22 protein-coding genes are annotated in these 24,429 nt (G+C 38.0%); 13 read left to right on the plus strand and 9 right to left on the minus strand.

Annotated elements, in window-relative coordinates:
- Window position 1 precedes the first annotated feature (1 nt).
- Window positions 2-1,171 (minus strand): pyridoxal phosphate-dependent aminotransferase, encoded by a 1,170-nt coding sequence (locus BUF13_RS03395; RefSeq protein WP_073570322.1) that lies wholly within the window; start codon window positions 1,169-1,171, stop codon window positions 2-4.
- A 437-nt stretch (window positions 1,172-1,608) separates the two neighbouring features.
- Here BUF13_RS03395 and BUF13_RS03400 point away from each other — a divergent pair, with 437 nt between their 5' ends.
- The 3 genes from BUF13_RS03400 to BUF13_RS03410 all read left to right on the plus strand — a co-directional run bounded on the left by BUF13_RS03400 (window position 1,609) and on the right by BUF13_RS03410 (window position 4,978).
- Window positions 1,609-2,160, plus strand: coding sequence for a LemA family protein (locus BUF13_RS03400; RefSeq protein ID WP_073570323.1), 552 nt, complete (start codon window positions 1,609-1,611; stop codon window positions 2,158-2,160).
- Window positions 2,160-3,893, plus strand: a complete 1,734-nt coding sequence (locus tag BUF13_RS03405; RefSeq protein ID WP_073570324.1) for a DUF2207 domain-containing protein — start codon at window positions 2,160-2,162, stop codon at window positions 3,891-3,893. The genes BUF13_RS03400 and BUF13_RS03405 overlap by 1 nt, the downstream gene beginning before the upstream one ends.
- 80 nt (window positions 3,894-3,973) lie before the next feature.
- Window positions 3,974-4,978: an amidohydrolase family protein gene (locus BUF13_RS03410; protein ID WP_083586354.1), complete on the plus strand. Its 1,005-nt coding sequence runs from the start codon at window positions 3,974-3,976 to the stop codon at window positions 4,976-4,978.
- Between the two features lie 70 nt (window positions 4,979-5,048).
- On the opposite strand, the gene BUF13_RS03415 is transcribed toward BUF13_RS03410, so the two are convergent.
- The gene (locus BUF13_RS03415) at window positions 5,049-5,423 is read right to left on the minus strand and encodes a hypothetical protein (RefSeq protein WP_073570325.1); all 375 of its coding nucleotides are present in this window, start codon (window positions 5,421-5,423) and stop codon (window positions 5,049-5,051) included.
- Window positions 5,424-5,598: 175 nt separating this feature from the next.
- Between BUF13_RS03415 and BUF13_RS03420 the strand changes: the two genes are divergently transcribed.
- From BUF13_RS03420 to BUF13_RS03435, 4 genes are all read left to right on the plus strand, one after another.
- Window positions 5,599-6,501, plus strand: coding sequence for a bile acid:sodium symporter family protein (locus BUF13_RS03420; RefSeq protein ID WP_073570326.1), 903 nt, complete (start codon window positions 5,599-5,601; stop codon window positions 6,499-6,501).
- Window positions 6,498-7,499 (plus strand): 1-acyl-sn-glycerol-3-phosphate acyltransferase, encoded by a 1,002-nt coding sequence (locus BUF13_RS03425; protein ID WP_073570327.1) that lies wholly within the window; start codon window positions 6,498-6,500, stop codon window positions 7,497-7,499. Before BUF13_RS03420 ends, BUF13_RS03425 begins: the two co-directional genes overlap by 4 nt.
- A 73-nt stretch (window positions 7,500-7,572) precedes the next feature.
- Window positions 7,573-8,667 carry a 4-hydroxyphenylpyruvate dioxygenase gene (gene hppD, locus BUF13_RS03430; protein WP_073570328.1) on the plus strand — a complete coding sequence of 365 codons (1,095 nt, stop codon included), beginning with the start codon at window positions 7,573-7,575 and terminating at the stop codon, window positions 8,665-8,667.
- Window positions 8,668-8,726: 59 nt separating this feature from the next.
- Window positions 8,727-9,317, plus strand: a complete 591-nt coding sequence (locus tag BUF13_RS03435; RefSeq protein WP_073570329.1) for a DUF502 domain-containing protein — start codon at window positions 8,727-8,729, stop codon at window positions 9,315-9,317.
- Window positions 9,318-9,327: 10 nt separating this feature from the next.
- Here BUF13_RS03435 and BUF13_RS03440 read toward each other — a convergent pair whose 3' ends face one another.
- Window positions 9,328-11,142, minus strand: coding sequence for a glycoside hydrolase family 2 protein (locus BUF13_RS03440; RefSeq protein ID WP_073570832.1), 1,815 nt, complete (start codon window positions 11,140-11,142; stop codon window positions 9,328-9,330).
- Window positions 11,143-11,152: 10 nt separating this feature from the next.
- A complete protein-coding gene (locus BUF13_RS03445) occupies window positions 11,153-11,947 on the minus strand; it encodes a hypothetical protein (protein ID WP_073570330.1) in 795 nt (264 codons plus the stop codon).
- Between the two features lie 174 nt (window positions 11,948-12,121).
- Here BUF13_RS03445 and BUF13_RS03450 point away from each other — a divergent pair, with 174 nt between their 5' ends.
- Window positions 12,122-13,852, plus strand: a complete 1,731-nt coding sequence (locus BUF13_RS03450) for a phospho-sugar mutase (protein ID WP_073570833.1) — start codon at window positions 12,122-12,124, stop codon at window positions 13,850-13,852.
- Between the two features lie 51 nt (window positions 13,853-13,903).
- Here the strand turns inward: BUF13_RS03450 and BUF13_RS03455 are convergent, their stop codons facing one another.
- A complete protein-coding gene (locus BUF13_RS03455) occupies window positions 13,904-14,848 on the minus strand; it encodes a succinylglutamate desuccinylase/aspartoacylase family protein (RefSeq protein ID WP_073570331.1) in 945 nt (314 codons plus the stop codon).
- A 68-nt stretch (window positions 14,849-14,916) separates the two neighbouring features.
- Between BUF13_RS03455 and murB the strand changes: the two genes are divergently transcribed.
- Window positions 14,917-15,930: a UDP-N-acetylmuramate dehydrogenase gene (murB, locus tag BUF13_RS03460; RefSeq protein ID WP_073570332.1), complete on the plus strand. Its 1,014-nt coding sequence runs from the start codon at window positions 14,917-14,919 to the stop codon at window positions 15,928-15,930.
- On the opposite strand, the gene BUF13_RS03465 is transcribed toward murB, so the two are convergent.
- Window positions 15,927-16,409, minus strand: coding sequence for a deoxycytidylate deaminase (locus BUF13_RS03465; RefSeq protein WP_073570333.1), 483 nt, complete (start codon window positions 16,407-16,409; stop codon window positions 15,927-15,929). The two genes, murB and BUF13_RS03465, sit on opposite strands and share 4 nt — an antisense overlap.
- Before the next feature lie 148 nt (window positions 16,410-16,557).
- Between BUF13_RS03465 and BUF13_RS03470 the strand changes: the two genes are divergently transcribed.
- From BUF13_RS03470 to BUF13_RS03480, 3 genes are all read left to right on the plus strand, one after another.
- Window positions 16,558-17,124: a DUF4136 domain-containing protein gene (locus BUF13_RS03470; RefSeq protein WP_073570334.1), complete on the plus strand. Its 567-nt coding sequence runs from the start codon at window positions 16,558-16,560 to the stop codon at window positions 17,122-17,124.
- A 325-nt stretch (window positions 17,125-17,449) separates the two neighbouring features.
- Entirely contained in the window at window positions 17,450-17,806 is a 357-nt protein-coding gene (locus BUF13_RS03475) for a response regulator (RefSeq protein ID WP_073570335.1), read from the plus strand.
- 274 nt (window positions 17,807-18,080) lie between these two features.
- Complete coding sequence (locus BUF13_RS03480) at window positions 18,081-18,272, plus strand: hypothetical protein (protein WP_073570336.1); 192 nt, start codon at window positions 18,081-18,083, stop codon at window positions 18,270-18,272.
- Between the two features lie 286 nt (window positions 18,273-18,558).
- On the opposite strand, the gene BUF13_RS03485 is transcribed toward BUF13_RS03480, so the two are convergent.
- The 3 genes from BUF13_RS03485 to BUF13_RS03495 form a co-directional block, all read right to left on the minus strand.
- Window positions 18,559-19,656, minus strand: a complete 1,098-nt coding sequence (locus BUF13_RS03485; RefSeq protein WP_073570337.1) for a glycerate kinase — start codon at window positions 19,654-19,656, stop codon at window positions 18,559-18,561.
- Window positions 19,653-21,005, minus strand: coding sequence for an alanine/glycine:cation symporter family protein (locus tag BUF13_RS03490; RefSeq protein ID WP_073570338.1), 1,353 nt, complete (start codon window positions 21,003-21,005; stop codon window positions 19,653-19,655). The genes BUF13_RS03485 and BUF13_RS03490 overlap by 4 nt, the downstream gene beginning before the upstream one ends.
- Before the next feature lie 154 nt (window positions 21,006-21,159).
- Window positions 21,160-22,770 (minus strand): beta-N-acetylhexosaminidase, encoded by a 1,611-nt coding sequence (locus tag BUF13_RS03495; RefSeq protein WP_073570339.1) that lies wholly within the window; start codon window positions 22,768-22,770, stop codon window positions 21,160-21,162.
- A gap of 186 nt (window positions 22,771-22,956) precedes the next feature.
- On the opposite strand from BUF13_RS03495, the gene BUF13_RS03500 reads away from it, so the two are divergent.
- Complete coding sequence (locus BUF13_RS03500; RefSeq protein ID WP_073570340.1) at window positions 22,957-24,411, plus strand: Gfo/Idh/MocA family protein; 1,455 nt, start codon at window positions 22,957-22,959, stop codon at window positions 24,409-24,411.
- Window positions 24,412-24,429 lie beyond the last annotated feature (18 nt).

Below are 24,429 nucleotides of genomic sequence, written 5' to 3' on the forward strand. Positions count from 1 at the left end.
ATCAGGCTTTAGTTACTTTTTTGATAGTATCTACGAAGTAGGCAAGTTCATCATGGGTACCCATGCTGACTCTACACCAAGATTGATCATACATTTGGTAAGTACGGATCCCTACACCTTCTTCATACATGGACTTCATAAATTCTCTTCCATCCATAGCGATTGGGAAAATCATGAAGCTGGTATAAGATGGAATTGGGTTGAAGCCCATTTTTTTGATTTCATCTTCCACATACTCGCGACACTCAGTATTTTGAGATTTACATTGAGCTAGGAAAGTTTTCTCTTGCATACTTGCAATCGCACCTTTTAATGAAGTCACACACAATCCCATAGTGCTTCTCACTTTATTGGTGATAGTTTCGATTCTTTCAGGAGTAGCTACGATATAACCGATTCTCAATCCAGCCATTCCGTGGATTTTACTGAAGGTACGGGCAACGATCACATCTTTTCCTTCACTAACTAGACCAACCATTGTCTGGGAATCAGGATTTTCCAAGAATTCCAAATAAGCCTCATCGACGAATACAGGAACTTTGGCAGAAACTTCTGAACAGAATTTTTTCAATTCTCCCGCATCAGTGATAGACCCTGTAGGGTTATTTGGATTACATACATAAACCAAATTGGTGTTGGAATCTACAGCAGCAGCCATGGCTTTCAAGTCATGAGCATAATCCTTGGTCAAAGGAACAGCCTTCCAGTTACCACCCATTGCCTGAGCAGTATTCATAATTGACATATAAGCTGGATCACCTGCTACGATATTTCCTCCTTGCTGGAACTGAACAATCGCAGTCTTTTCCAACAAATCAGTGGAACCAGGTCCCAACATGATGTTTTCAGGTTTTACACCTTCTTTCTCAGCAATCATGTCTATCAAAATGGCAGCATCACCATGCCCATAGCGGTTACCTAGGCTTACAGAGTCAGCGATTGCTTTAATCACCTTTGGCGAAGGACCATAGGGATTTTCATTTGCATTTAGCTTGGCCATCATGCGACTTTCGTCTAAAGGAACATGAGGAACCAATTCCTTGATTACACTTCCCGGAGCATGGGAAACTAAAGAAGCTCCTTTAAACGCTAAAGCAGGTGCACTTGCTAGACCTCCTACGGCCAGCATGCTTGCTCTTAGCCAATCTCTACGGTTCATGGATTTGTTCATGAGTAAATGGGTTGAATTTATTCTGAAATTGGGTATCGATTCAATCGTTTTCCAGCAAAAACATATCTGTTTTTGACTACTGGAAGGTATTTTGGGCGGGTCTCTGGAGTAATCCCAGAAAAATCTTTGTTTAAAAATCAATACAGATATAATTTTTACCCTGTATTTATTTTTTCAACAGAAATGTAGCAATAATGAATCTATATGAAAACCACTTTTTATCTTTTTCACAAAAATATTTTATAAATGGATCATTTTTTAACCCTATTAAAAATTTCTAAAAGTTTGACTTTTACTGAAAAATCACAAAAATCAGTTCACATAAGCCTTACATTTTGATGAAAAAAGGACTATTGATTATGTAAAACTTAGAATTAGGCTCTTTGTACCTCAGTTTTCCTGAAAAAGCAGTATTTTAAACCATAAATTTTAAAACTATGATCGGATACATTATTGGATTGATTGTAATCCTATTAGCTTTTTATGGAGTCGGAATTTATAACCGACTTGTCAAACTGAAGAATTTGGTAGAAGAAGCTTGGAGCGGAATAGATGTACAATTAAAAAAACGCTATAACCTAATTCCTAACCTTGTGGAGACTGTCAAAGGCTATGCGACTCACGAGAAAGAAACTTTCGAAAACGTAACGAAAGCAAGAGCTGCCGCACAGTCCGCCTCAACTGTTGGAGAACACCAGAACGCAGAAAACCAACTCAACAAGGCCTTGGTTAATTTATTTGCAGTAGCTGAACAATACCCAGAATTGAAGAGTAATGTTAATTTCTTGAAACTTCAAGATGAACTCTCTTCTATCGAGCAAGACATCGAAAAATCCAGACGCTATTATAATGGTACTGTCCGTGATAAAAACACCTTGGTAGAATCATTTCCAAGCAACCTATTTGCAAACATGTTTGGCTTCTCCAAAAGTCCATTCTTCGAATTGGATAATGAAGCAGAGCGAACAGTACCTCAAGTCAAGTTCTAATGAAATATCTTTTAGGTTTTTTTATATTTTTTTCATTTATCACTTTAGGTTTTTCTCAAAGCGAATGGCTTGAAAGTTTTCATTCGGAAATTGAAATAAAACCCAATGGAAACCTTCTAGTCAAAGAACAAATAGAATATCACACAGAAATCTCTGGCAAAAGAGGAATAGTCAGAAGATTACCTCTTATCAGAAAAGATAGAAATCTAACTTCTTTCGAAAATGACTTCGACATCCAAGAAATCATTAGAGATGGAAGTAGCTCTGAATATCATACAGAAAGATCAAATGGATACTTATTGATCTATGTCGGTGAATCCGACGTCTTTTTAGATCAAGGAAATACTTATTCCTATGAATTGGTATATGAAATACCTTATCAAATCGGATTTTTTGAGGGTTATGATGAACTGTATTGGAATGTAAATGGCACCGATTGGGATTTCCCAATACAAAAGATCAGTGCACAGATTGATTTACCTGTTGGTGCATCTGTAATACAAAATGCATGTTATACAGGTCCTTATGGAAGTACCCAAAGTAATTGTAGCTCTACAATTAATGAGAATGGAATCTACTTTGAAACCCTAGATGCAAGAGCAGGCGATAATCTAAGTATAGCGGTTGGTTTTACACCAGACATCGTGTCCAAACCTCCCCCACCAGGTTGGCTTCAAAGATATGGAGGTCAATTACTAGCAGGGGTAATTGGAGGAATTTTACTCCTATATTATTTATTTACTTGGATCAAATGGGGAATTGATCCACCAAAACCCACTGTCATCCCTTTATTTTCTCCTCCAGAAAATCTTTCGCCAGCTTCTGTAGCTATGATTAGCAAAGGGTATTATTGGCAGGATATTGCAACAGCAGCAATTGTCAATTTAGCTACTAAAGGCTTTATCAGCATTAAAGATGAAACCAGTAGTTCTTTTTTCGGAGTATTTAAGCATCATGAATACATCCTGGTTAAGGAAAAAAATGAGTTGGATTCATTGCCAAAAGAAGAAAAGAAGCTAATGGAAAAGCTATTCAAAAGTAGTGACTCCATTACGATAGATGGAAAATATGATTCTGATATCGCAAGTGCCATGTCTCAGTTTCAAACAAACATCAATTCTCAATGGAAATCATTGATTTGGAAAGGCTTTAATGGAATCCTTTGGATTTTCCCGATATTGATAATCTTCCTGTATTTCGTTTTAGCTCTGAGCTTCCAGGACTATTTTGTTTATGAAGGAAAAACAGCCCTGTTGATCCTATTTATGCTCGGGAATATTGTGGCTTTTTTAATTTATCAATGGCTGATTCGAAGACCTGCAGAGCGAAAATTAAAACTCAGAGCAGAAATTCAGGGTTTCAAAATGTATCTCGGAGCTGCAGAAGAAAGACAATTGCAACATTTCAATCCACCGGGCATGACTCCGGAAATTTTCGAGAAATACCTACCCTATGCCATTGCTTTGGATGTTGAGGGAATATGGGGAGATAAGTTTGACAACTTCCTAAAAAGGTCTACCATGGCACCATCAGAATATCATCCTCATTGGTATAATCGCCCGATCACCTCTATGGGAAGCTTTGGTCATAGCCTTAATTCAAGCCTATCCAATACTCTGAGTAGTACTTCTACCAAACCTCAGAGCAGTAGTGGTGGAAGTTGGAGCAGTGGTAGTGGCGGAGGAGGATTTTCCGGCGGTGGTGGTGGCGGCGGTGGCGGAGGAAGCTGGTAAATTAATATTCTAATTTTTTATTTTGTCAAAATGACACATTTGGTTAGATTTAGGAATCAAACCCAATAATCTATTCAATAATGAATCAATTAATTAAAAAGACCAGTTTACTTACCACGGCCCTCCTGACCTGCATTGCTTCTTTAAGCTTTGCTCAGGAAAAAAAGGTCCACCCTCCTATCATTGACGTACATGTACATGCTATGAAAGTCAATCCGGCGTTTACAGCAGATATGTGCCCTTGGTTCTTAAGCAGTATGCCTGGAAGTGGACCTAAGCAAGATCCACCATCTTTTATCAATACTGATTGCGCAACTCCTCTGAAAGCAGCTACATCTGATGAAGATTTTCAGAATCAATTAATGGAAACTGCTGAAAGGCTAAACATCACCTTTGTGGCGAGTGGAGATGCAGAAGTTCTTCATAAATGGAAAGTTGCCGCACCCGAAAGAGTGATGCCTTCAATCGGTGTTGCTCCGGGAATGACCGTGGAAGCTTTCAAAGATTCCCTTTCCAATGGATTTTATGTTGTCATGGGAGAAATCGCTCCTCAATATCAAGGAATGTCTCCTAGTGACATGTCTTTGGATGAATATTTTGGAGTAGCAGAGGAACTTGGTATTCCAGTTGGTATTCACATGGGAACGGGTGGAAATGGTATGGCCAATATCACCAGCCCAAAATATCGTGCATCCATGGGTAATCCTTTTCTACTAGAAGACCTGCTAGCGAGACATCCGAATTTAAAAATCTGGGTAATGCATGCGGGATATCCTATGATCGATGAAATGATCGCTTTGATGGGTGCGAATGCCTATGTCTATGTGGACTTGGCAGGATTTATCTGGTCTTACCCATTGGCAGAAATCCATATGTATTTGGAAAGATTGGTTCAGGCAGGATTCGGAAAAAGAATTCTATATGGCACGGATTTGATGATGTGGCCAAAACTTTTGGAAACCTCCATTGGGGTGATTGAAAATGCAAATTACCTATCTGAGGATCAGAAAAGAGATATTTTCTTCAATAATGCGGTCAGGTTCTTTAATCTGGATCCGAATGATTTTGAAGGAATCGAAAAATAATAAACTACCCTAGCTACTAATCAGAAATCCTTTGGAAGCGTTTTCCAAAGGATTTTTTTATTTCTATCATTTACTCTTCAAATTGACAGGTATTGGTCTCATGAGCATATATCAATACTTTATCCTCTAGGTCCACGATTGAAAAATCTGCATTCTCAACTTTTTCTCCATCACATGTATAAAATACAGGCACCCAATAACATGTAGCACAACAACTTCCAACATAGATGTACCTAACTCCTTTGTATGTTCCTGATCTGACATAATTGTTTTGCTTTTCAAACTCAGAGCTTTTTATATTTTCGACCATTTCTTTGATAATGGTTATCTCATCAGTCGGATTGGAGGATCCACAGATCAAAATAGGATCCACCTCCTCTTTGCAGGAAGCCAGGAATAGAATAGAAACAAGGGCCATTGAAAAAATAAAAAGGATTCTTTTCATGTTTGAAAATTTAAATTATCTATCAAATTCAAAGAAAAGGAGACCCTATACAATAGGATCAACGAAACTAAAACTTAATTGAATTATGACGAATTCCACCATTCAGGTGATACAATTAGCTTTCCTCATCAATAATAATTTTTGAATTCAGGGATTTTTTAAGAATTTGCCAGCCATGAGTTCACCCACAGAACTGGATTCTATCCAGTTAAATTTTTCCCAAAACGACCTTCTTCTACTTAATCTAGCTTTGGCTCTTATTATGTATGGAGTTGCTTTAGATTTAAGATTTGAGGATTTTAAATACTTGGCTAAAAATCCCAAAGCTTTCTTTTTGGGAGTTTTCTCTCAATTTATATTACTACCATTTTTAACCTGGGCCTTGATCTCGATCATTCAACCTCCTCCAAGTGTGGCTCTTGGAATGTTTTTGGTAGCTGCTTGTCCAGGAGGAAATGTTTCAAATTTTCTAAGTAGCTATGCAAAAGGAAATGCGGCACTTTCAGTCAGTCTTACAGGTTTTTCGACACTATTTTCCATAATCAGTACTCCACTCAACTTTGCTTTGTGGGCAGGATTATACGGACCGACTTCCACTCTACTTCAGGAAATCAGTCTAGACATAGAAAATGTCTTCATGACTGTTGGACTCATTTTAGGAATCCCATTGATATTGGGAATACTAACTAGAACATTTGCCTCAAAATGGGCTGAACGATTTAAGAAAATCCTACAACCATTGAGTCTGCTCATATTTGCAGCATTCATTGTATTGGCCTTTGCCGGTAACTTTGACATTTTTCTTCAATACATTGGAAAAATTTTCCTTTGGGTTTTTGCCCATAATTTGGTTGCATTAGGTGCTGGTTTTCTGACAGCTAAAAGCTTCAAACTCCCTTTACCCGATGTCAAAACACTGACAATCGAAACGGGAATTCAAAATTCAGGATTGGGGCTCGTTTTGATTTTTACTTACTTTGAAGGTTTGGGAGGAATGGCTGTCATTACAGCTTTGTGGGGGATTTGGCATCTAATATCTGGAATCACCATAGCCAGTATTTGGAAATCTAAAACATGAAAAACCTGATTAATTTTATTCTGAGATTCCTAGTGAAAATTGCTTTACATGGATATTTCAGAAAAATCATTGTTACTGGTAAAAAGAATATTCCAACAGGAGTCCCTGTCATCTTGGTAGCCAATCACCAAAATGCACTGATTGACCCTTTACTTCTAGCCACCCACACCAAGTTAAATCCCTGGTTTTTGACCAGAGCTGCTGTTTTTAAAAATCCAATCGCGGCAAAGATCCTTCATTTGATCAGGATGCTTCCTGTATATCGAGTAAGAGATGGTTTTTCCACCATTCAGCAAAATCAAAAGACATTTGAAGCCACTTTTGAGGTTCTTAAAAAGAATGGTGCTGTAATCATTTTCGCCGAGGGAAGTCATAGTGTGGTTCGAAATGTAAGACCATTGAGCAAAGGGTTTACCCGAATGGCTTTTGGACTCAAAGAAAAATACCCCAACTGTGAACCTGTAATTTTGCCAGTTGCATTGGAATATAGTGCCCATAAGCATTCAGGAAGTTTGGTTCGCATCACTTTTGGAGATGCTATCCCTGTGGATATGCCGGCTTCTAAATCAGGACTATTAACCAAGACAGTGGAAAAGACGCTCAAAAGTATGGTTGTGGAGATTCCGGATGAGCATTATGAGGAGAATCTAAATTCCATTTTGGAAGCGGGAGTAGACGTTACTTCCAAAGAAGCTGTCGATACCTTTTTGAAAGATGGCATAGTTACTAATGAGGTTTCCGATCCATCAGGAGTCAAAAATAAATTGATGAAAATTTTCAATTTCCCATTGTATTGGATTTGGCTTTGGATCAGTCCCAAAATTCAAGACCGGGTTTTCGAGTCTACTTTTAAATTCCTTATCGGTTTTTTCTTAGGCCCTATCTGGTTTTTGATGCTGTTTTTATTGGCCTTGAGTTCACCCTTAGGTTCTTGGGCTTTGGCCTTTTTGATTATGAGTCTGATCTCAATCCTTTGGAATAAGAGCCCACAAGAATAAAGCTCAAAACCAAATATTATTTGGAGGATTGTTTAACTTTGAGAGTAACGAACAAACCCAAAAATAACAAATCATGAGTGAAGACTTTCTACCCATCAATGGGACGGATTATGTAGAGTTGTATGTAGGAAATGCCAAACAGGCTGCACTTTTTTATCAATATGCCTTTGGCTTTGAATTAATTGCCTATTCAGGTCCAGAAACTGGAGTAAGAGATAGAGCCTCCTATGTACTCAAGCAAGATAAAATTAGGCTGGTTTTGACATCTGCGCTTCAAGAAGATCACTATATCGCAGAGCATGTAAAGCGACACGGAGATGGAGTCAAAGTATTGGCACTCTGGGTAGATGATGCTGAAAAGTCTTGGTATGAGACGACATCCAGAGGAGCTGAATCTGTCGATGAACCCAAAGTACTGAAAGACCAATTTGGTGAAGTAAAAGTAGCCTCAATCAAAACATATGGTGAAACGATCCACACCTTTGTTGAGAGAAAAAACTATTCAGGAGTTTTCCTACCAGGTTTCATTTCTAGAAAAAGCACTTACAAATCCGAATCAATCGGACTAAAATACATTGACCACTGCGTTGGAAATGTCGAGTTGGGTGAAATGAACCATTGGGTTGATTTCTATGAAAAAGTGATGGGATTCAAGCTTTTGATCACTTTTGATGACAAGGATATTTCTACTGAATATTCAGCCTTGATGTCCAAAGTAGTTTCTAATGGAAATGGCTATATCAAGTTTCCTATCAACGAACCCGCTGAAGGCAAGAAGAAATCCCAAATTGAAGAATACTTAGAGTTTTACAATGGACCAGGAGTTCAGCATATGGCCATTGCCACAGACGATATAATTCATACAGTTGGAGAATTAAGAAGAAGAGGAATTGAGTTTCTAGAAGTTCCCCAAACTTACTATGATGATCTTTTGGATCGAGTTGGGAAAATAGATGAAGATATACAGCCTCTCAAGGATCTCAATATCCTGGTGGACCGAGATGATGAAGGCTATTTGCTTCAAATCTTTACGAAACCCTTACAAGATAGGCCTACCCTATTTATAGAGATCATCCAAAGAAAGGGAGCAACATCTTTCGGAAAAGGTAATTTCAAAGCCTTATTTGAGGCTATAGAGCGAGAGCAAGATCTTAGAGGAAACTTATAAAATTGAGCCGGCCTAGTGTCGGCTTTTTTTATTTATCTTTTGGAAAAGATCCGAAAGCCATGAAGCATTTTCTCAATATCATTTCAGCATTGATTAAGGGAGGTATTTTTTTTCTCATTCCCATTATCCTTCTTATCGTACTTTTTGAAAGAGCCATTGAATTAATCCAGCCACTTTCTGATCATGTCGAATCGATTTTTGGATTGGAAGAAAACCGGATCATCACTCCTTTTGTAGTATCGGTGACTTTGGTATTATTGATTTGCTTGATTGCTGGATATATCGCTCAAAGAGGAATGGGCAAAAGGATGATTGAATGGATTGAGGATCATATTCTTGTCCTTTTCCCTGGATACAAATTAATGAAAACCACATTTGAGCAAAGAGCTGGAATTGCTCAAAACCACAATTTCCCAGTCGTATTGGTCCCTATAGATGGATGGATGATGGCTTTTTTGGTGGAAGAACTGGAAGATGAAAAAGTGTTGGTTTTTGTACCGGGTTCTCCTGAAACATGGAGTGGAAATTTGATCATTTTTGACAAATCAAAAATCAAAAAGACCGACCTAACTCAGCATGAGGTGCATAAGATTGGCCGGTCTTTGGGAATTTCAAGTTTTGAAACTCTAAAAGGAAAGATTAAAATCTAATCTCCTATTATCATCTGTAAAGTTCTTGGTGCAATTTTTTCAAAGCATCAAAATCAAATTTATACACTTGTCTATCATAAGTCATCATCCCATTGACTTCCACTTCGACATCTGTTGTTTGAGTATAAACTGCTGCTGCTAAGCCCATTGGAATCAACTTTTTCAAGTCTTCCATCAATAAACTATAACGAGCAAATAACTCCTGCTTATTTGCAAAGCTTTGATAGCCCCAGTTGTCTTTTTCTTGCCAAGTATGGTTTTCTACAGGTAATCCTAAACCACCAAATTCTCCCAAAACCATTATCTTATTTGCTCCGAAAACTGATGGATCAGGCATCACAGGGTCAGGATAATTATGCAAATCCATGATGTCACCGACGATATCTTGACTTTTCATTTCAAAGTTTCCACCACTGGCAGAGTTGATTAACCTAGAATCATCTTCCATTCTTGTCAAGTTGACAATCTCTGTGGTTTTAAATTGGCCCCAAGCCTCATTGAATGGCACCCAAACAACAATAGAAGGGAAAAATTTGAACTCACGAATGATTTCTTTCCATTCTGTTTTAAAGATTTCCTCGGACTCTTTGGTTCTGTCTTTATACATATCGTGACGATATACACCTGGACGTACTTCCCAACGATTCCCCATATCTCCACTTGGCATATCTTGCCAAACTAACATCCCTTCCTTATCGGCATGGTAATACCATCTAGCTGGCTCAACTTTCACATGCTTTCTGATCATGTTGAATCCCATCTCTTTGGTTTTCACTATATCAAATAGCAAGGCTTCATCCGTTGGAGCAGTATAAAGTCCATCAGGCCACCAACCTTGATCCAAAGGACCATATTGGAACAATGGATTACCATTTAGGAATATTCTTTGGAACCCATCTGCATCTTTACCCATTCTCACATCTCTGTAGGCAGCATAGGAATCAACTTCCTCCAGAACTTTCTTCCCATTGATCAATTTTACGGTTACATCATACAAAACCGGATTGTCAGGAGACCATGCTTGCAAGGTTGAAAGCTTAACTGGAGCAGGCTTATTCGCTTGCGCTTTAAATGAACCAGCAGCAACTCCATCTAAACTTAGACTGACCTCTACTTCTGCTCCATCTGTAGCACCTTCCACTTCAGGGTAAAAAACTTGAACACCATTTTCCCAATCAGTATTTGAGTAGATCGATGCTAGATAAGTTTGAGGAACTTGCTCAATCCAAACTGTTTGCCAGATACCGGTAACTGGAGTATACCAGATCCCATGTGGCTTTTGAATTTGCTTTCCTCTTGGCTGAGGTCCTCCATCACTTGGATCCCAAACCCGAACACGTATCGTTTGCTTCTTTCCAGAAACTATTTGATCTGTGATATCATAAGAGAATCCATCAAAACCTCCTTGATGAACACCAACAGAAGTTCCGTTAACCCAAACTTCAGATTCCCAATCAACAGCGCCAAAATGAAGGATAACGCGGTTTTTACCAGGTTTTGAACTCAATTCAAACTCCTTTTCATACCAAAGCTCCATATCAGGCCCTACTTCCTTTTGAACTCCAGACAGATAGGACTCTACTGGGAAAGGAACCGTAATGGATCCGGCAAAACCAATTTCAGGAATGCTTCCTTTCGGAAGAATGGTGTAATCCCACTGTCCATTCAGGTTTTGCCAATTTTCGCGTACCAATTGGGGTCTTGGGTACTCTTGAAGAGGTGCCTCAGGATTCATATCCTCAGTCCAAGGTGTCACCAACTTTGCTTCTTGGCCATACACCACTGTCCCTGCCAACATTAACAGGGAAAAAACTATTTTTCTCATAGTGAAAGGTTTAATGAAAATCAAACCAAAGTACAATTGGATCTCTGACCAGATTTCCTTGTAAAGAACCAACATCACTCATTGAATTTGGAGTACGTGGTTCTTCAGATAGACTTTGATTTGGTAAAGAATAGAAAAGAAAATTTAAATTAATGGTTGAATTGATATCTGGATCACTTTGATCTGCGCTTATCCTAAAATGTGATTGAGGGGTTTCTGTTTTCACTCCAACTTTTACCTCCTTAAAATCAAGGTTCAAAACGCTGAAACTTTGAACTTCTAGCACGTTTCCTTTATCGCTAACAGATTCAAAAGAATATTCACCAGGTTCTTGAATGGAATTCTCCCAATGGACAAGTTTGATTCCATCTTCCTGAAAATCAAAACCCAAGCCCAGAAAATCCTGATTTTTTAAATTCTCACCCACGGCCTCAAATTTTAATCTACCATCTTGGAAAATTGTCCAGATCAAAATAGCAGATTCAGGACTATAAAATGATCTAATCTGAATAGATCCATCTTTGGTCCTTTTCCAGGTGAAATTTTTAAATGAACTTTCAAGACCTTCAATTTTTGGAACCTGAGCAAAAGGGAGTAAATGCATCCCAACTTTTACCTTTTCCAGGTTTCCATTGGCTTTCTCAAATACAAAGATTTTATGATCGACACGAATTTGAAGATCCACCGTTGATTCTCTCACACTTATTGCTCCTGAAGAGAAAAGATCTGTTTCATTTATTGGAATTAAATCCAATAGGAATGTCAAGAGAATAAACTTAAAAGCAACTTGTACTAGTTGAATCATTTATTTTTGGGCAATTGAATCCACTAATATTCAATTTTATCTATCCATTTAAAAATCAGAGGGTAAAAAAGGCTTCCAAAAGAATGTGGTTTTTTGATGAAGATGAAATTCACCTTAAGAGTGGCAAATAACTACATTTTCCATATCTTAGAATCAAGCTTAATTTTTATTCCTATGAATTCAATAGACCCCACCATTATGGTGAGAGCCCAGGCATGGCTCGATGGAAATGTAGATCAAGATACGAAAGATGCCATTCTGAAATTAAAAGATGAAAACCCGAATGAATTGGTAGATTCTTTCTACCAAGATCTGGAGTTTGGAACCGGAGGATTGAGAGGGTTAATGGGAGTTGGGACCAACAGGATGAACATTTATACTGTTGGAATGGCTACCCAAGGATTAGCAAATTATCTATTAAAATGCTTCCCAGATCAAGATATTTCTGTTGCAATCACACATGACAGTAGAATCAACAATACTGTATTTGCAACAGCGACCACCGATGTATTGACTGCTAACGGAATCCGAGTTTATTATTTCCGAGAAATGCGTCCAACCCCTATGCTTTCTTTTGCAGTTAGGCATTTTGGGTGTAAAAGTGGTGTAATGATCACAGCTTCTCACAATCCAAAAGAATACAATGGATACAAAGCTTATTGGGAAGATGGTGCGCAAGTAGTAGCTCCACATGATAAAAATATCATTCAGGAAGTAAAGAAGATCACCTCTTTTGACTTGGTCAATTGGGATAAAAATGATGATCTGGTGACTTACATAGAGGAAGACTTCGATCAAATCTATTTGGAAAAAGTAAAAGGCTTAAGTCTTTCTCCAAGTGCTATTCAAGCAAATAAAGACATGAGCATTGTCTTCTCTCCGATTCATGGAGCTTCTGGAAAAATGGTTCCGGCTGCTTTGAAGACCTTTGGATTTGAAAATGTTCATGTGGTAAAAGAGCAAGCAGAACCAGATGGAACTTTCCCGACTGTAATCTATCCTAACCCAGAAGAAGGAGAGGCTTTGACTATGTCAGTTGAGTTAGGAAAGAAAGTAAATGCAGACCTTATTCTTGCTTGTGACCCTGATGGCGACCGTTATGCAGCTGTTGTTCCAAATGAAAAAGGTGAATTTGAGCTATTGAACGGAAACCAAACAGGAACACTCCTTACCTATTATCTATTGAATAAGTGGAAAGAAGCTGGGAAACTGGATGGAAAACAATTCATGGTCAACACCATTGTAACCACAGAATTGATCAATCGACTTGCTGAAGGTTTTGGTGTAAAATGTTTCAATGTCTTAACTGGATTTAAAAATATCGCAGCCATCATCAGAGAATTAGAAGGAAAAGAAACCTTTATCGGAGGTGGTGAAGAATCCTATGGTTACTTAGTTGGCGATTTTGTAAGAGATAAAGATGGAGTGAGTGCTTGTGCTATGGTTGCTGAGGCTATTGCTTATTACAAAACTCAAGGTAAATCTGTTTTTGAAGTCTTAGCTGAGGTGTATCACCAATTCGGATTCTATAAAGAAGCTTTGATTTCTGTTACCAAGAAAGGGAAAGACGGTGCTGAGCAAATCCAGGCACTGATGATGGATTTCAGACAAAACCCACCTAAATCCATGAATGGAGTTCCTGTTGAGCGTATTTTGGATGTCAAAGAAGGTACTGAGAAAAACGTAAAAACAGGAAACGTGGACAAATTACCATTGGACTCATCCAACGTTATGCAGTTTTATCTTGAAGATGGTAGCAAAATCTCTGCAAGACCATCTGGAACAGAACCAAAAATCAAATACTATTTCTCCGTAAACACTCCATTGGAAAATACTTCCGATTATAGAAATGTAGAGGCAGAACTAGTAGAAAGAATTGAAGGACTGAAAAGGTATTTCTCTTAAATCCTTTTTCCTATAAATGAAAAGCAACACTTTTTCGAGTGTTGCTTTTTTTTAATCTTTCCCCAAATGAATCAATGCCTCTCCGACATTGATTACTGGAAGATTGTTTATCCCGATAATATATCCATTGGAAGGAGCTTTGACAGGAATTTTCACTTGTCCATAAGGATCTGAAATTCTCGCCAATATCTGCCCTTTTTTAACTTGATCTCCCAGCTTAACTGAAGAGTTAAAAATACCTGAGGCTCTTGCTCTTACCCAATCACTTTGTTTTAAAATAACGGTTTCCTTTTTGTCTGAACTTTCAGCAATCATACCTAGATAATGAAGCAATCTTTTGGTACCAGCTACCCCTTCATCTGTTGATAGTTCATCAATCCTCATCGATTCCCCACCCTCAAATACTAAAATGTGCTTCTTGGCTTTGTATGCAGCCTTCCTAAATGATTTATCAATCATTTTGGAATTGACTATGAAATGGGTTCCAAATGCCTCTGCTAATTCCACAGCTTTCTTATCAACAAAATCTACACGAATCTGAGGCTGGTTTGTGAGCATCCGACCACCGGTATGAAAGTCAATTCCATAATCAATGTTCGGGATGATCTCTTCATTGATAATGTAGGCAATCCTTCCAGCAAGTGATCCTTTTTTCGACCCGGGAAAACTTCGGTTCAAATCTCTACCATCTGGAAATGTTCTACTATTCGAAAGAAAGCCATAAATATTCACCAAAGGTATGATGATCACAGTTCCTCTCAAAAGCTCTAATCCATGGTCCAATTCCTCCAAAACACGTCTGGCTGTAACGATTCCATTGATTTCATCTCCATGAACACCACCACTAACCAATACCACCGGTCCGGGCTCTTTGGAAGATCGAATGAATATTGGCAAATCGATTAAAGTATGAGTTGGAAGCTTGGCAATAGGAATTTCAATATTGACTGCCTGCCCTGGTCGGATCTTTGTTCCGTTGATTTGAATTTCTCTCATAGAATCGAAAGGGAATTTATATTTCTTATTCGGGCAAATCTTACTTATTTCGCATCGACTAATTGGCTATGAAGATACAAGAAAACATTTCCTTAAAACCTTATAATACTTTTGGCATTGATAAAAATGCAAGATTTTTTACTGTTGCTGAATCAATTGCAGATTTTAAAGAAGCACTCATTTTTTCAAAGGAAAAGAAAATACCTGCTATCATTCTAGGAGGCGGAAGCAACATTCTGCTGACTCAAGATCAAAATGCCTTGATCGTTAAAAATGAAATAAAAGGTATAAAAGTTACCAAGGAGTCCGAAAATGAAGTTTTTGTAGAAGTTGGTGCTGGAGAAAATTGGCATGAATGGGTTCTGTTTTCCATTTCCCAAGGATGGTCTGGAATAGAAAACCTTTCCTTGATCCCTGGGACAGTTGGCGCATCTCCCATGCAAAATATTGGTGCATATGGTGTAGAGATCAAGGATGTTTTTCACTCCTTAAAAGCCTTGAACCGAGAAACACTAGAGCTTGAAGCCTTTGATTTTGAAACCTGTGATTTCGGTTATAGGGAAAGTGTTTTTAAAAATAAGCTCAAAGGAAAATATATCATTTGCGAGGTTACTTATAGATTATCCAAGCAACCTGTATTCAATATATCGTATGGGGCTATTCAAGAAACATTGAAGGCTCATGGAATTCAAGAGCTCAGCATCAAAGCGATTTCTGATGCGGTGATTGAGATCAGGCAATCAAAACTGCCAGATCCAGCCCAAATTGGTAATTCAGGCTCATTTTTTAAGAACCCAACCGTTCCAGCAGAACAATTTGAAAAATTAAAAGAACTCTACCCCACAATCCCAGGATATCCTAATGAGAATGGAGTCAAATTAGCTGCAGGCTGGTTAATTGAGCAAGCTGGATGGAAAGGATATAAAGAAGGGTCTATCGGAGTCCATGACAAACAAGCATTGGTCTTAGTAAATCATGGTGGTGGAGATGGAGCTCAAGTGGCAAAGCTTTCCGAGAAGATACAAAAATCAGTTTTTGAGAAATTCAACGTGAAGCTAAGCCCTGAAGTCAATTTCCTTTAAATCAGGTGGTCATTTACTTCGACCTCTTTGGTATAGCGATCTACCTGAACTCCAAATTTTCTCAAGAAATCAACACCTTCATCTGATCCTATTCCTTTGTATTCTGCATAGGAAAAAAGGTAAACAACCTTAGTGATTCCCATCGAAAAGATAATTCTAGCACAAGCTAAACAAGGTGCTAACGTCACATATAAGGTAGAGCCTTCCACAGAAGTGTTATTCTTCACAGCGTAAAGAATCGCGTTTTGTTCCGCATGGAGAGCCAATGAACAACTCCCTTTGCTATCACGTGCACAGCCATGATCAGGAAATTCTACATCACAATTGTGAGTCCCAGCTGGTGGACCATTATAACCAATTGAAATGATTCTAGTTTCTTTCGTCAGCACTGCACCAACATGCTTTTTGATACAATGTGAACGTTTGGCAAGGTTAACTGCCAACTCCATAAAAATATCATCAAAATCAGGTCTACTCATCTATTCAAATTTTGCTCAAAAATAGCACATGCAATTCAGCATGAAATAGAAAATCAAAAATATCCTACCGAATTTAATCGTTATACATGAAATTCAACCTTGTAAAATCTATTTCGTTTTATGAGGTATCGCCCTATTAATTGACAACATGAACAAATTCACCCTCCCCCTACTATTCTTGGCTTCAATACTTCTAATATCCTGTAGTTCTATTGAGATATTTAAAGAAAACACTGAAATCCCCGCTGCTAGACCATACAATTCATTTGTGATCATCAATCAAGAGGTGAACATGAGAGGCTTTTCCGCACAGTATATTGATGAAAAAGTCCAAGAAAAACTCAGAGACTATCTAGAAAGTCAGGGTATGATATATGACAAAATGGAACCTGACTTGGTGATTCGCTATACATCAAATGAAGATCAAAGAGAAAGAGAAGTCAATAACTATAACAATCCATATCCATATTGGGGATATAGAGTTTGGGATCCATTCATGTACAACCCATATATGAACAATTATGGAAGAAGAACAGATAATTATGAGTTACTCCAAGTAATTGTAGATTTTATTGATCCTGAAAAAGATAAATTTTTGATGACTTTGACAGGTGTCACGGAAGTTTCCAGTCCGAAAACAAAAGAGAAAAAAGTATTGAAGACAACCGAAAAAATCTTGGAGAGATTTTCATCTGAGGTAAACACTATTCAATAAGCAAAGTCATAAACTCCTAATCGTAGAAAAAGGACACTGTTTTTGCACTAATCTTAAAGAAGGGATTAGAAATCTCTTTGCTACCACAAATCCAATAGGTCGATTTTAGACAAAAAAGCCTTTTAATTGTAAAAATATGACTTAACAAGTTGTGAAATATTATATTTTTTCACCAAATAGTTTAGTGTATTGAAAGTCAAGGAAAGGCCTATCGAAATTGATCAAATAGAATTGTACTTTATTGGCAAATTATTTGCGAAGTACCAAAACTATACTACTTTTGTAGTAGCTTAAATGTATTTCAGTAGCAAATATTTGCATTTTGATGTTAACCATTGTACTCATTGACGATGATCCGATCAGCACTTTTGTGACGGAGAAATTAATAACGAAAAACGTTAAAGAGCCATGTCAATTCTTTAAATATCAAAGTGCAAAAGTGGCACTCAATGAAATCTATGACATAAGACCTAATTATCTTTTTCTAGATTTGAATATGCCTGAAATGACCGGTTGGGATTTTTTAGATCATTTTGATTCCCAAAAGAATGAAGCCGAAATCTACATATTGAGTAGCTCTGTAGATGAAAGGGACATATCCAAAGCCAGTAAATATCAAGTTGTAAAAGATTATCTCTCGAAACCTCTGATAAAAAAATACATCAAAAACATTTTCAATTAAGGCTGTCTTCAAAAAAGGCAGCCTATTTTTTTTATACAGGATAAGCTTTTCACAAGCTCATAAAGCTGTGATTATTTAAAAATTCAAACATTAAATATCTGAATATAAAAACACACTACTCTAAAGGAATAGACTTATTGAATATCAACACATTAGGACTCATTATTTTGAATGAAATAAAATTTTAAAAAAAATTAGCCTTCAGTGTATTGAGCAAATTGAATTTTTATTTTAATTCGTATCGTTCAACTGTAATACCCCTTATAACAACGCTATGGAGGATTTTGAAGAAGATTTCGACGAATTTGATGACTTCGAAGATGAAAATGATTTTGAATCAGACTTCGAAGATGAGTATGATCTCGATGAAGACAATGAATTTGTAGATGACAATATCATGGACTTCGACGAGGAGGATGAATTTGATGAAGATTTTGAGGATGATTTTGACGACGATTTAGGCTAAATATTTCATTTGCCTACTATTCAAAGTTGGTATTTTCCGCCTTTGAAAGTATCTTCGGGCATTCAAAATAGTCACACATCAAATTAACTATGATTCTACTAGATATTTTCAGCTCTCCTATTGCTTCGGGTGCTCAATTATTTCTTCTAATTGTATGTATCCTCATAGGCCTAGGCGCAGGTCTTTCTGCAATTGATGTGAGAAGCACTTTCACAAAAAGCAAAAAAAGCGACCATTGATTCCTAAATCATAAAAACATTGAAGGAGGCCCATAAGCCTCCTTTTTTTATTTTATAGTCATTTTTTTTAGGCACTTTTTCAGTCCGAAAACGGCCTGTTCTTTAAGATCGGCATTTTCAAAATTTAAATCAGGGAGTTGAATAAATTGGTCAAAGCCAGCAAGCGTCCCTTCCTCACCCGAGCTAATCAAAACAGTCTTCTTTTTATGATTTTTAGCAAGCTGCAATAATTCATAGCATGCCTTCCCTTCTTTCGACTGCTCATCATATTTCCCTTCTGCAGTAATGATTAAATCTGAGGATTTTATCGATTCCAAGATTTGAACTCTTTCGAAAAAATAAGGAGCACCAAACTCTATTTCTATTGGAAAAAAAGCTGATAAACCAACTGCAATTCCTCCTGCAGCTCCGAATCCCTCTTCATCATTAAAATCCTTTCTGGCTTTACTGAAAAGCTTTACAACAGCATTTCTAGCACTTGTTTCATAAGTCTTAAACTTAGATTCTTTTAGGCCTTTTTGAGGTCCAAAAACTGGGATCGCACCATTGGTTCCAAAAAATGGATTTTTAACATCACACAAGAGTCTAAACTTAATATTTGGAAAAGGAACCGGCAATTGAATATGACTCAAATCCTCCATCAAAGAACCTGAAAATGGATTGATTTCTCTACCAGATTGATTTAAAAAAGCAAAACCCAAACCTTGCAAAATACCGAGCCCCAAATCCACTGTTGCACTACCTCCTAAGCCCAATACAATCTCCTTGGCTCCATATTCTATAGCTTTCTTAATTAGTATCCCAGTTCCAAAGGTGGAAGTATGGTAGGGTGACTTTAATTCTTCCGCTAAATCCCCCAATCCAGAAACTGTTGATACATCTATCAAAGCCGCTTTGTTTTCTTCATCGAAATAAAAGAAACCTAATTTACTCCTACCGACTGAGTCCAAACTCCAGGTTTTGACTTGAGGAAGATTTTGATATTCCCCCAATAAAAAACAAGTCCCATCACCTCCATCGGCAATGGGAACAAGTTGAGTTTTTATATCAGGAAATTCATTCTGAAAAAATTCTTGAATAATTGCTCCAGCTTCTATCGCTGTCAAAGTTCCTTTTAAAGCATTAGGAGCAATTAATACTTTCATCTTCCAGCTTTAATTCTTGCAAAGTATTCTTTCGCTGCCCCTTTCACTTTTGGAGCCAAATAAATCGTTGAGATCATAGTTGGAATCGCCATAATAGCGTACATCCCGTCTACAAAGCTCACCACAACATCAAGAGAAACTACAGCTCCAATTGCAATAGTGACAAGGTAGAAGTAATTGTAATAATCTGCCTTATCTGCACCAAAAAGGTAATTAAAACACTTATGACCATAATAAGAATAAGTAAACATGGTAGACAGGGCAAAAATCAATACTGCTGTCATCAATAAATACCTTCCAATCCCCGGAAGAGCCAAATCAAAAGCATGCAACGTCAATCGTACTCCATCAGCCTCTGTACTTTGCCAAACACCAGTAAGCATAATCACCAAAGCAGTCAATGTACAAACCACTACCGTATCTATGAATGGACCCAGCATAGCAATTAAACCTTCACGAATAGGCTCTCTATTTTTGGAAGCACCATGAACCATTGGCGCAGTACCAATCCCTGCCTCATTTGAAAAAGCTGCTCTTCTAGCACCAATAATGATTACCGATCCAACAGCACCACCAGCCATAGCCTGACCAGTAAATGCATCAGTAATGATTCTTACAAACATTTCAGGAACATCACCAATATACTTTCCAACGATGATCAAAACTGTTAAAAAGTAAAGCACTACCATAAATGGAACCAGTTTGGATGCGACGCTTGCAATCCTTTTAATACCTCCAAGGATTACAAAAGCAACCAATACCATCATTACAATTCCAATAATCCATCTTAAGGTAACTGTATTTTCTATCCCTGCTGGCTCCAACATTACCGCTCTGAATACAGCAGATAATTGATTAGCTTGAAAGATGGCTAAAAGGCCCATTACCCCAGCCACACAAAATATGATTGAAAGAAATTTCCATTTCTTCCCCATCCCTTCTTCTATCACATACATGGGGCCTCCTTGAACAACTCCTGCAGAATCAGTCCCACGATACATGATAGCCAAGCTACAACTGTAAAATTTGGTTGCCATGCCTACAAATGCCGAAACCCACATCCAAAAGATGGCTCCTGGCCCTCCCATATTGATTGCAATTGCCACTCCGGAAATATTCCCCAATCCAACCGTAGCTGCAATTGCAGCTGATAAAGCTTGAAAAGAGGTGATTTGTCCAGGGGCTAAGTCATCATCATATTTCCCCCTCAATAAACTTATTGAATGCCCGATTTTTCTAAATGGTATAAAGCCGGAATGAAAAAGTAAAATCATTCCACCTCCCATTAATAAAACCAACATCGGCGTTCCCCAAATCCAATTTGCAAAGGAAATAACTATGTCTGCCATAAAATATTTAAAGGTTTTAAACCCGTTTATCTAATTAAATTAATTTCCATAATAGCCTCAATTTTACCAAAATCAAAGTTTATTGAAGCTTTCTAAAAAAACGAAAGCCCAAGTTGATACATTTCAACTTGGGCATTCTAAAAGTCTTAATTGCTTACCAATTGACCTTCGGTGATTTATAAAATCCTATCCCTTCGATTTCCCATCTTTTTCCCTGAACAGGAATTCTCGAAGCGAAACTATCCCAAGACCTTCTATTAGTTGGAGTCCAGGCAACCTCTGCAATCGCGGCTAGTCTTGGGAAAACCAAATATTCTATATCCGCTCTATCAGTAACTGTTTCAGTCCACAAAGGAGCCTCTACACCCAAAATATCTGATTTAGAAATCCCTTCTGTATAGGTAGCAGGATCCCAATTATAGGAATCATCTAATTCTATGAATGCAGCCCAATGCAAGCCAATTCTACTAGTTGAATCATATTGCATATCCATATAGGCTCTTTTTGCAGGCGACATCAAGACTTTGTTTCCTTGATCTTTTGCCATTTGAGCATTATTTGCTTTATCCCAAAACTGGGCAACGTTTCCAGGTAAAAGAGTTGTAGTAGCAATCTCATCCCAACCGATACTTGTTTTACCATAGCCTTTTACGATTTCCTGTACTCTCTCTACAAAGTAAATGTAATCGTCTTTTTTAGTCACATGAGACTCATCACCACCAATGTGGAAATAAGGACCAGGAGTCAATGCAGTAAGTTCTCTAACTACATCTTCAACCAATTGATACGTAGCTTCCAATTCAGAATCAAGGGTGCTAAATCCAACTTCAATTCCCGTGTATAATTCCGCCGCTTGTCTGTCAATGTTAGAGCCAGACAGTAAGTCTTCTGCTTTCTCTACAGATTTCACAATGGTCTCAGTATCTCCATCAGGAAGATTGATTCCTGGATTCAATTCTCCATAGGATGCCAAAATTGCATTCGTATGACCTGGCATGTCCACTTCAGGAACTATAGTGATATATCTTTCAGCAGCATAAGCGACAATATCAGCATATTGCTCTTGAGTATAAAAACCTCCTTCTCCACCTCCTACTTCAGTGCTTCCGCCTGTTTCGGTCAATTTTGGCCAAGATTTGATTTCAATTCTCCAACCCTGATCATCAGTTAAATGCAAATGAAGATAATTCAATTTCAATTCAGCCATTTGATCGATGTAGTGCTTCACATCTTCCACAGGGAAAAAGTGCCTAGCTACATCCAGCATGGATCCACGATATGCAAAATCTGGGCTATCGGTGATGGTACCGGCTGGAACAATCCATTTTTGAGAAACTGATTTGCTTTCAAGTATTGATGGAGGAAAAGCTTGAATCAAAGTTTGTACACCATAAAATAATCCAGCTTCAGATTCAGCTGAAATATTTATTCCGGATTCGGAAATTGACAATTCATAAGCTTCGGAGCCAGATCCATCTCCTACCAACTCCAATTTAATATCTGCCTCATCTGTTCCTACCTGGATAGGAAAACCTGTCGAAGGTCTTAATTTTTGGGCTAGATATTCACCAATGAAAATTAGATCGCTTTCCGGTCCAACCAATTGAATGGCAGAATTTGAAGTCAATTCAAAATGTCCAGAAGAATTAGAAACACTTACAGGTAGAGGTATCAGTCCTGCATCTGTCAAGCTTGAAGAATCATTTTGGCAAGAAAAAAGGGACAAAGAAATCCCTACTGCCATTATAGCAATACTTTTTTTCATAGTAGGAAATTGGATTTAGGTAAACTTAATGGAAAAAATTAAATATCTGACCCCGTCAAAAAAATATATTTGAAAAAGGGAATAAATGAATTTTATGGAATAAATGGGTGATTTTATCAAAATCAAGGCTAATAACTTCGTAGAAAATGATAATTTCAACTTTTGCCAAAGATTAATCAATAAACCATGAAAGAAAATAAAGGATCTGGTAATTCCAGAAGAGACTTTTTGAAAAGTAGTTCCTTAGCTATGGCTGGGTTTTACATCGTCCCAAGACACGTTTTGGGTGGACCGGGATATATCGCTCCAAGTGACAAATTAAGAGTTGCCAGCGTTGGTGTTGGTGGAATGGGTGGCGGTGATGTCCGAGGGATTTTCGCCTCTGGGAAAGTAGACATGATCGCCCTTTGCGACGTTGACGATACTCGAGCTAAAGGTAGCCGCGAAGCACACCCGAAAGCGGCTTATTACAAAGACTATAGAGTAATGTTGGAAAAGGAAGAAAAGAATATCGATGCGATTTCTGTTTCTACTCCTGACCATATGCATGCGGTAATCGCTATGGCAGCTATGAAAATGGGAAAACATGTCTATGTTCAGAAACCCCTTTCCCATGACATCTACGAGGCAAGAATGCTAACCGAGGCAGCTGAAAAATACAAAGTGGTAACTCAGATGGGTAACCAAGGCTCCTCAGGAGATGGTGTTAGAAAAATGGTAGAATGGTACAATGCAGGACTTATTGGAGAAGCTACCAAAGTTTATTCTTGGACCAATAGACCTGTTTGGCCTCAAGGTATTCCTTGGCCTTCTACTCCGGTTACGCCTCCTGCAGATTTGGATTGGGACCTATGGTTAGGAACTGCGCCTTTTAAAGACTACGTAGGAAATCTCGTTCCATTCAACTGGAGAGGTTGGTGGGATTATGGAACAGGTGCATTGGGAGATATGGCTTGTCATATTATGGAGCCTCCTTTTAGAGTTCTAGGATTAGGCTATCCAAAGTCTGCCGAATGTTCTGTAGGATCTGTTTACACGGGAGAATTTACTCGAGGATATTTCCCTGAAAGCTGCCCTCCTTCCTCTCATATTACTTTGAGATTTGACAGACCAGGTAAGGAAGATTTGGAATTCCACTGGATGGATGGTGGTATCCAGCCAACTCGCCCAGAAGAACTAGAACCAAATGAGCAAATGGGTGATGGCGGAAATGGAGTTATCATCGAAGGAACCAAAGGTAAAATGATGTGCTCTACCTACGGAAAAGACCCTAAGCTTCTTCCTACTTCAAGAACCAAAGAAGTAAGCGTACCAATGACCGAATATAGAGTTCCTGGTGGAGATGGCGGTCACTACAAAAACTGGGTTGAAGCATGTATCGGAGGATATGGATCTGAAGAATACAAGCATCTAAGTTCACCATTTAGCGTTGCAGGACCTTTGACAGAATCCGTATTAATGGGTAACCTAGCAATTAGATCTTATGATTATCGTGTTCCAAGAGCTGGAAGCGACAATCAATTTGACTATCCAGGAAGAGGAATCAAATTAATGTGGGATGGTCCAAACATGAAGATCACTAACTTCGATCCAGCCAACCAATTTGTTAAAAGAGAATATAGAGGGGAATATTCCCTATAATTTCAAAATATGGAAAAT

The organism is Algoriphagus zhangzhouensis, assembly GCF_900148515.1.
Taxonomy (GTDB): domain Bacteria; phylum Bacteroidota; class Bacteroidia; order Cytophagales; family Cyclobacteriaceae; genus Algoriphagus; species Algoriphagus zhangzhouensis.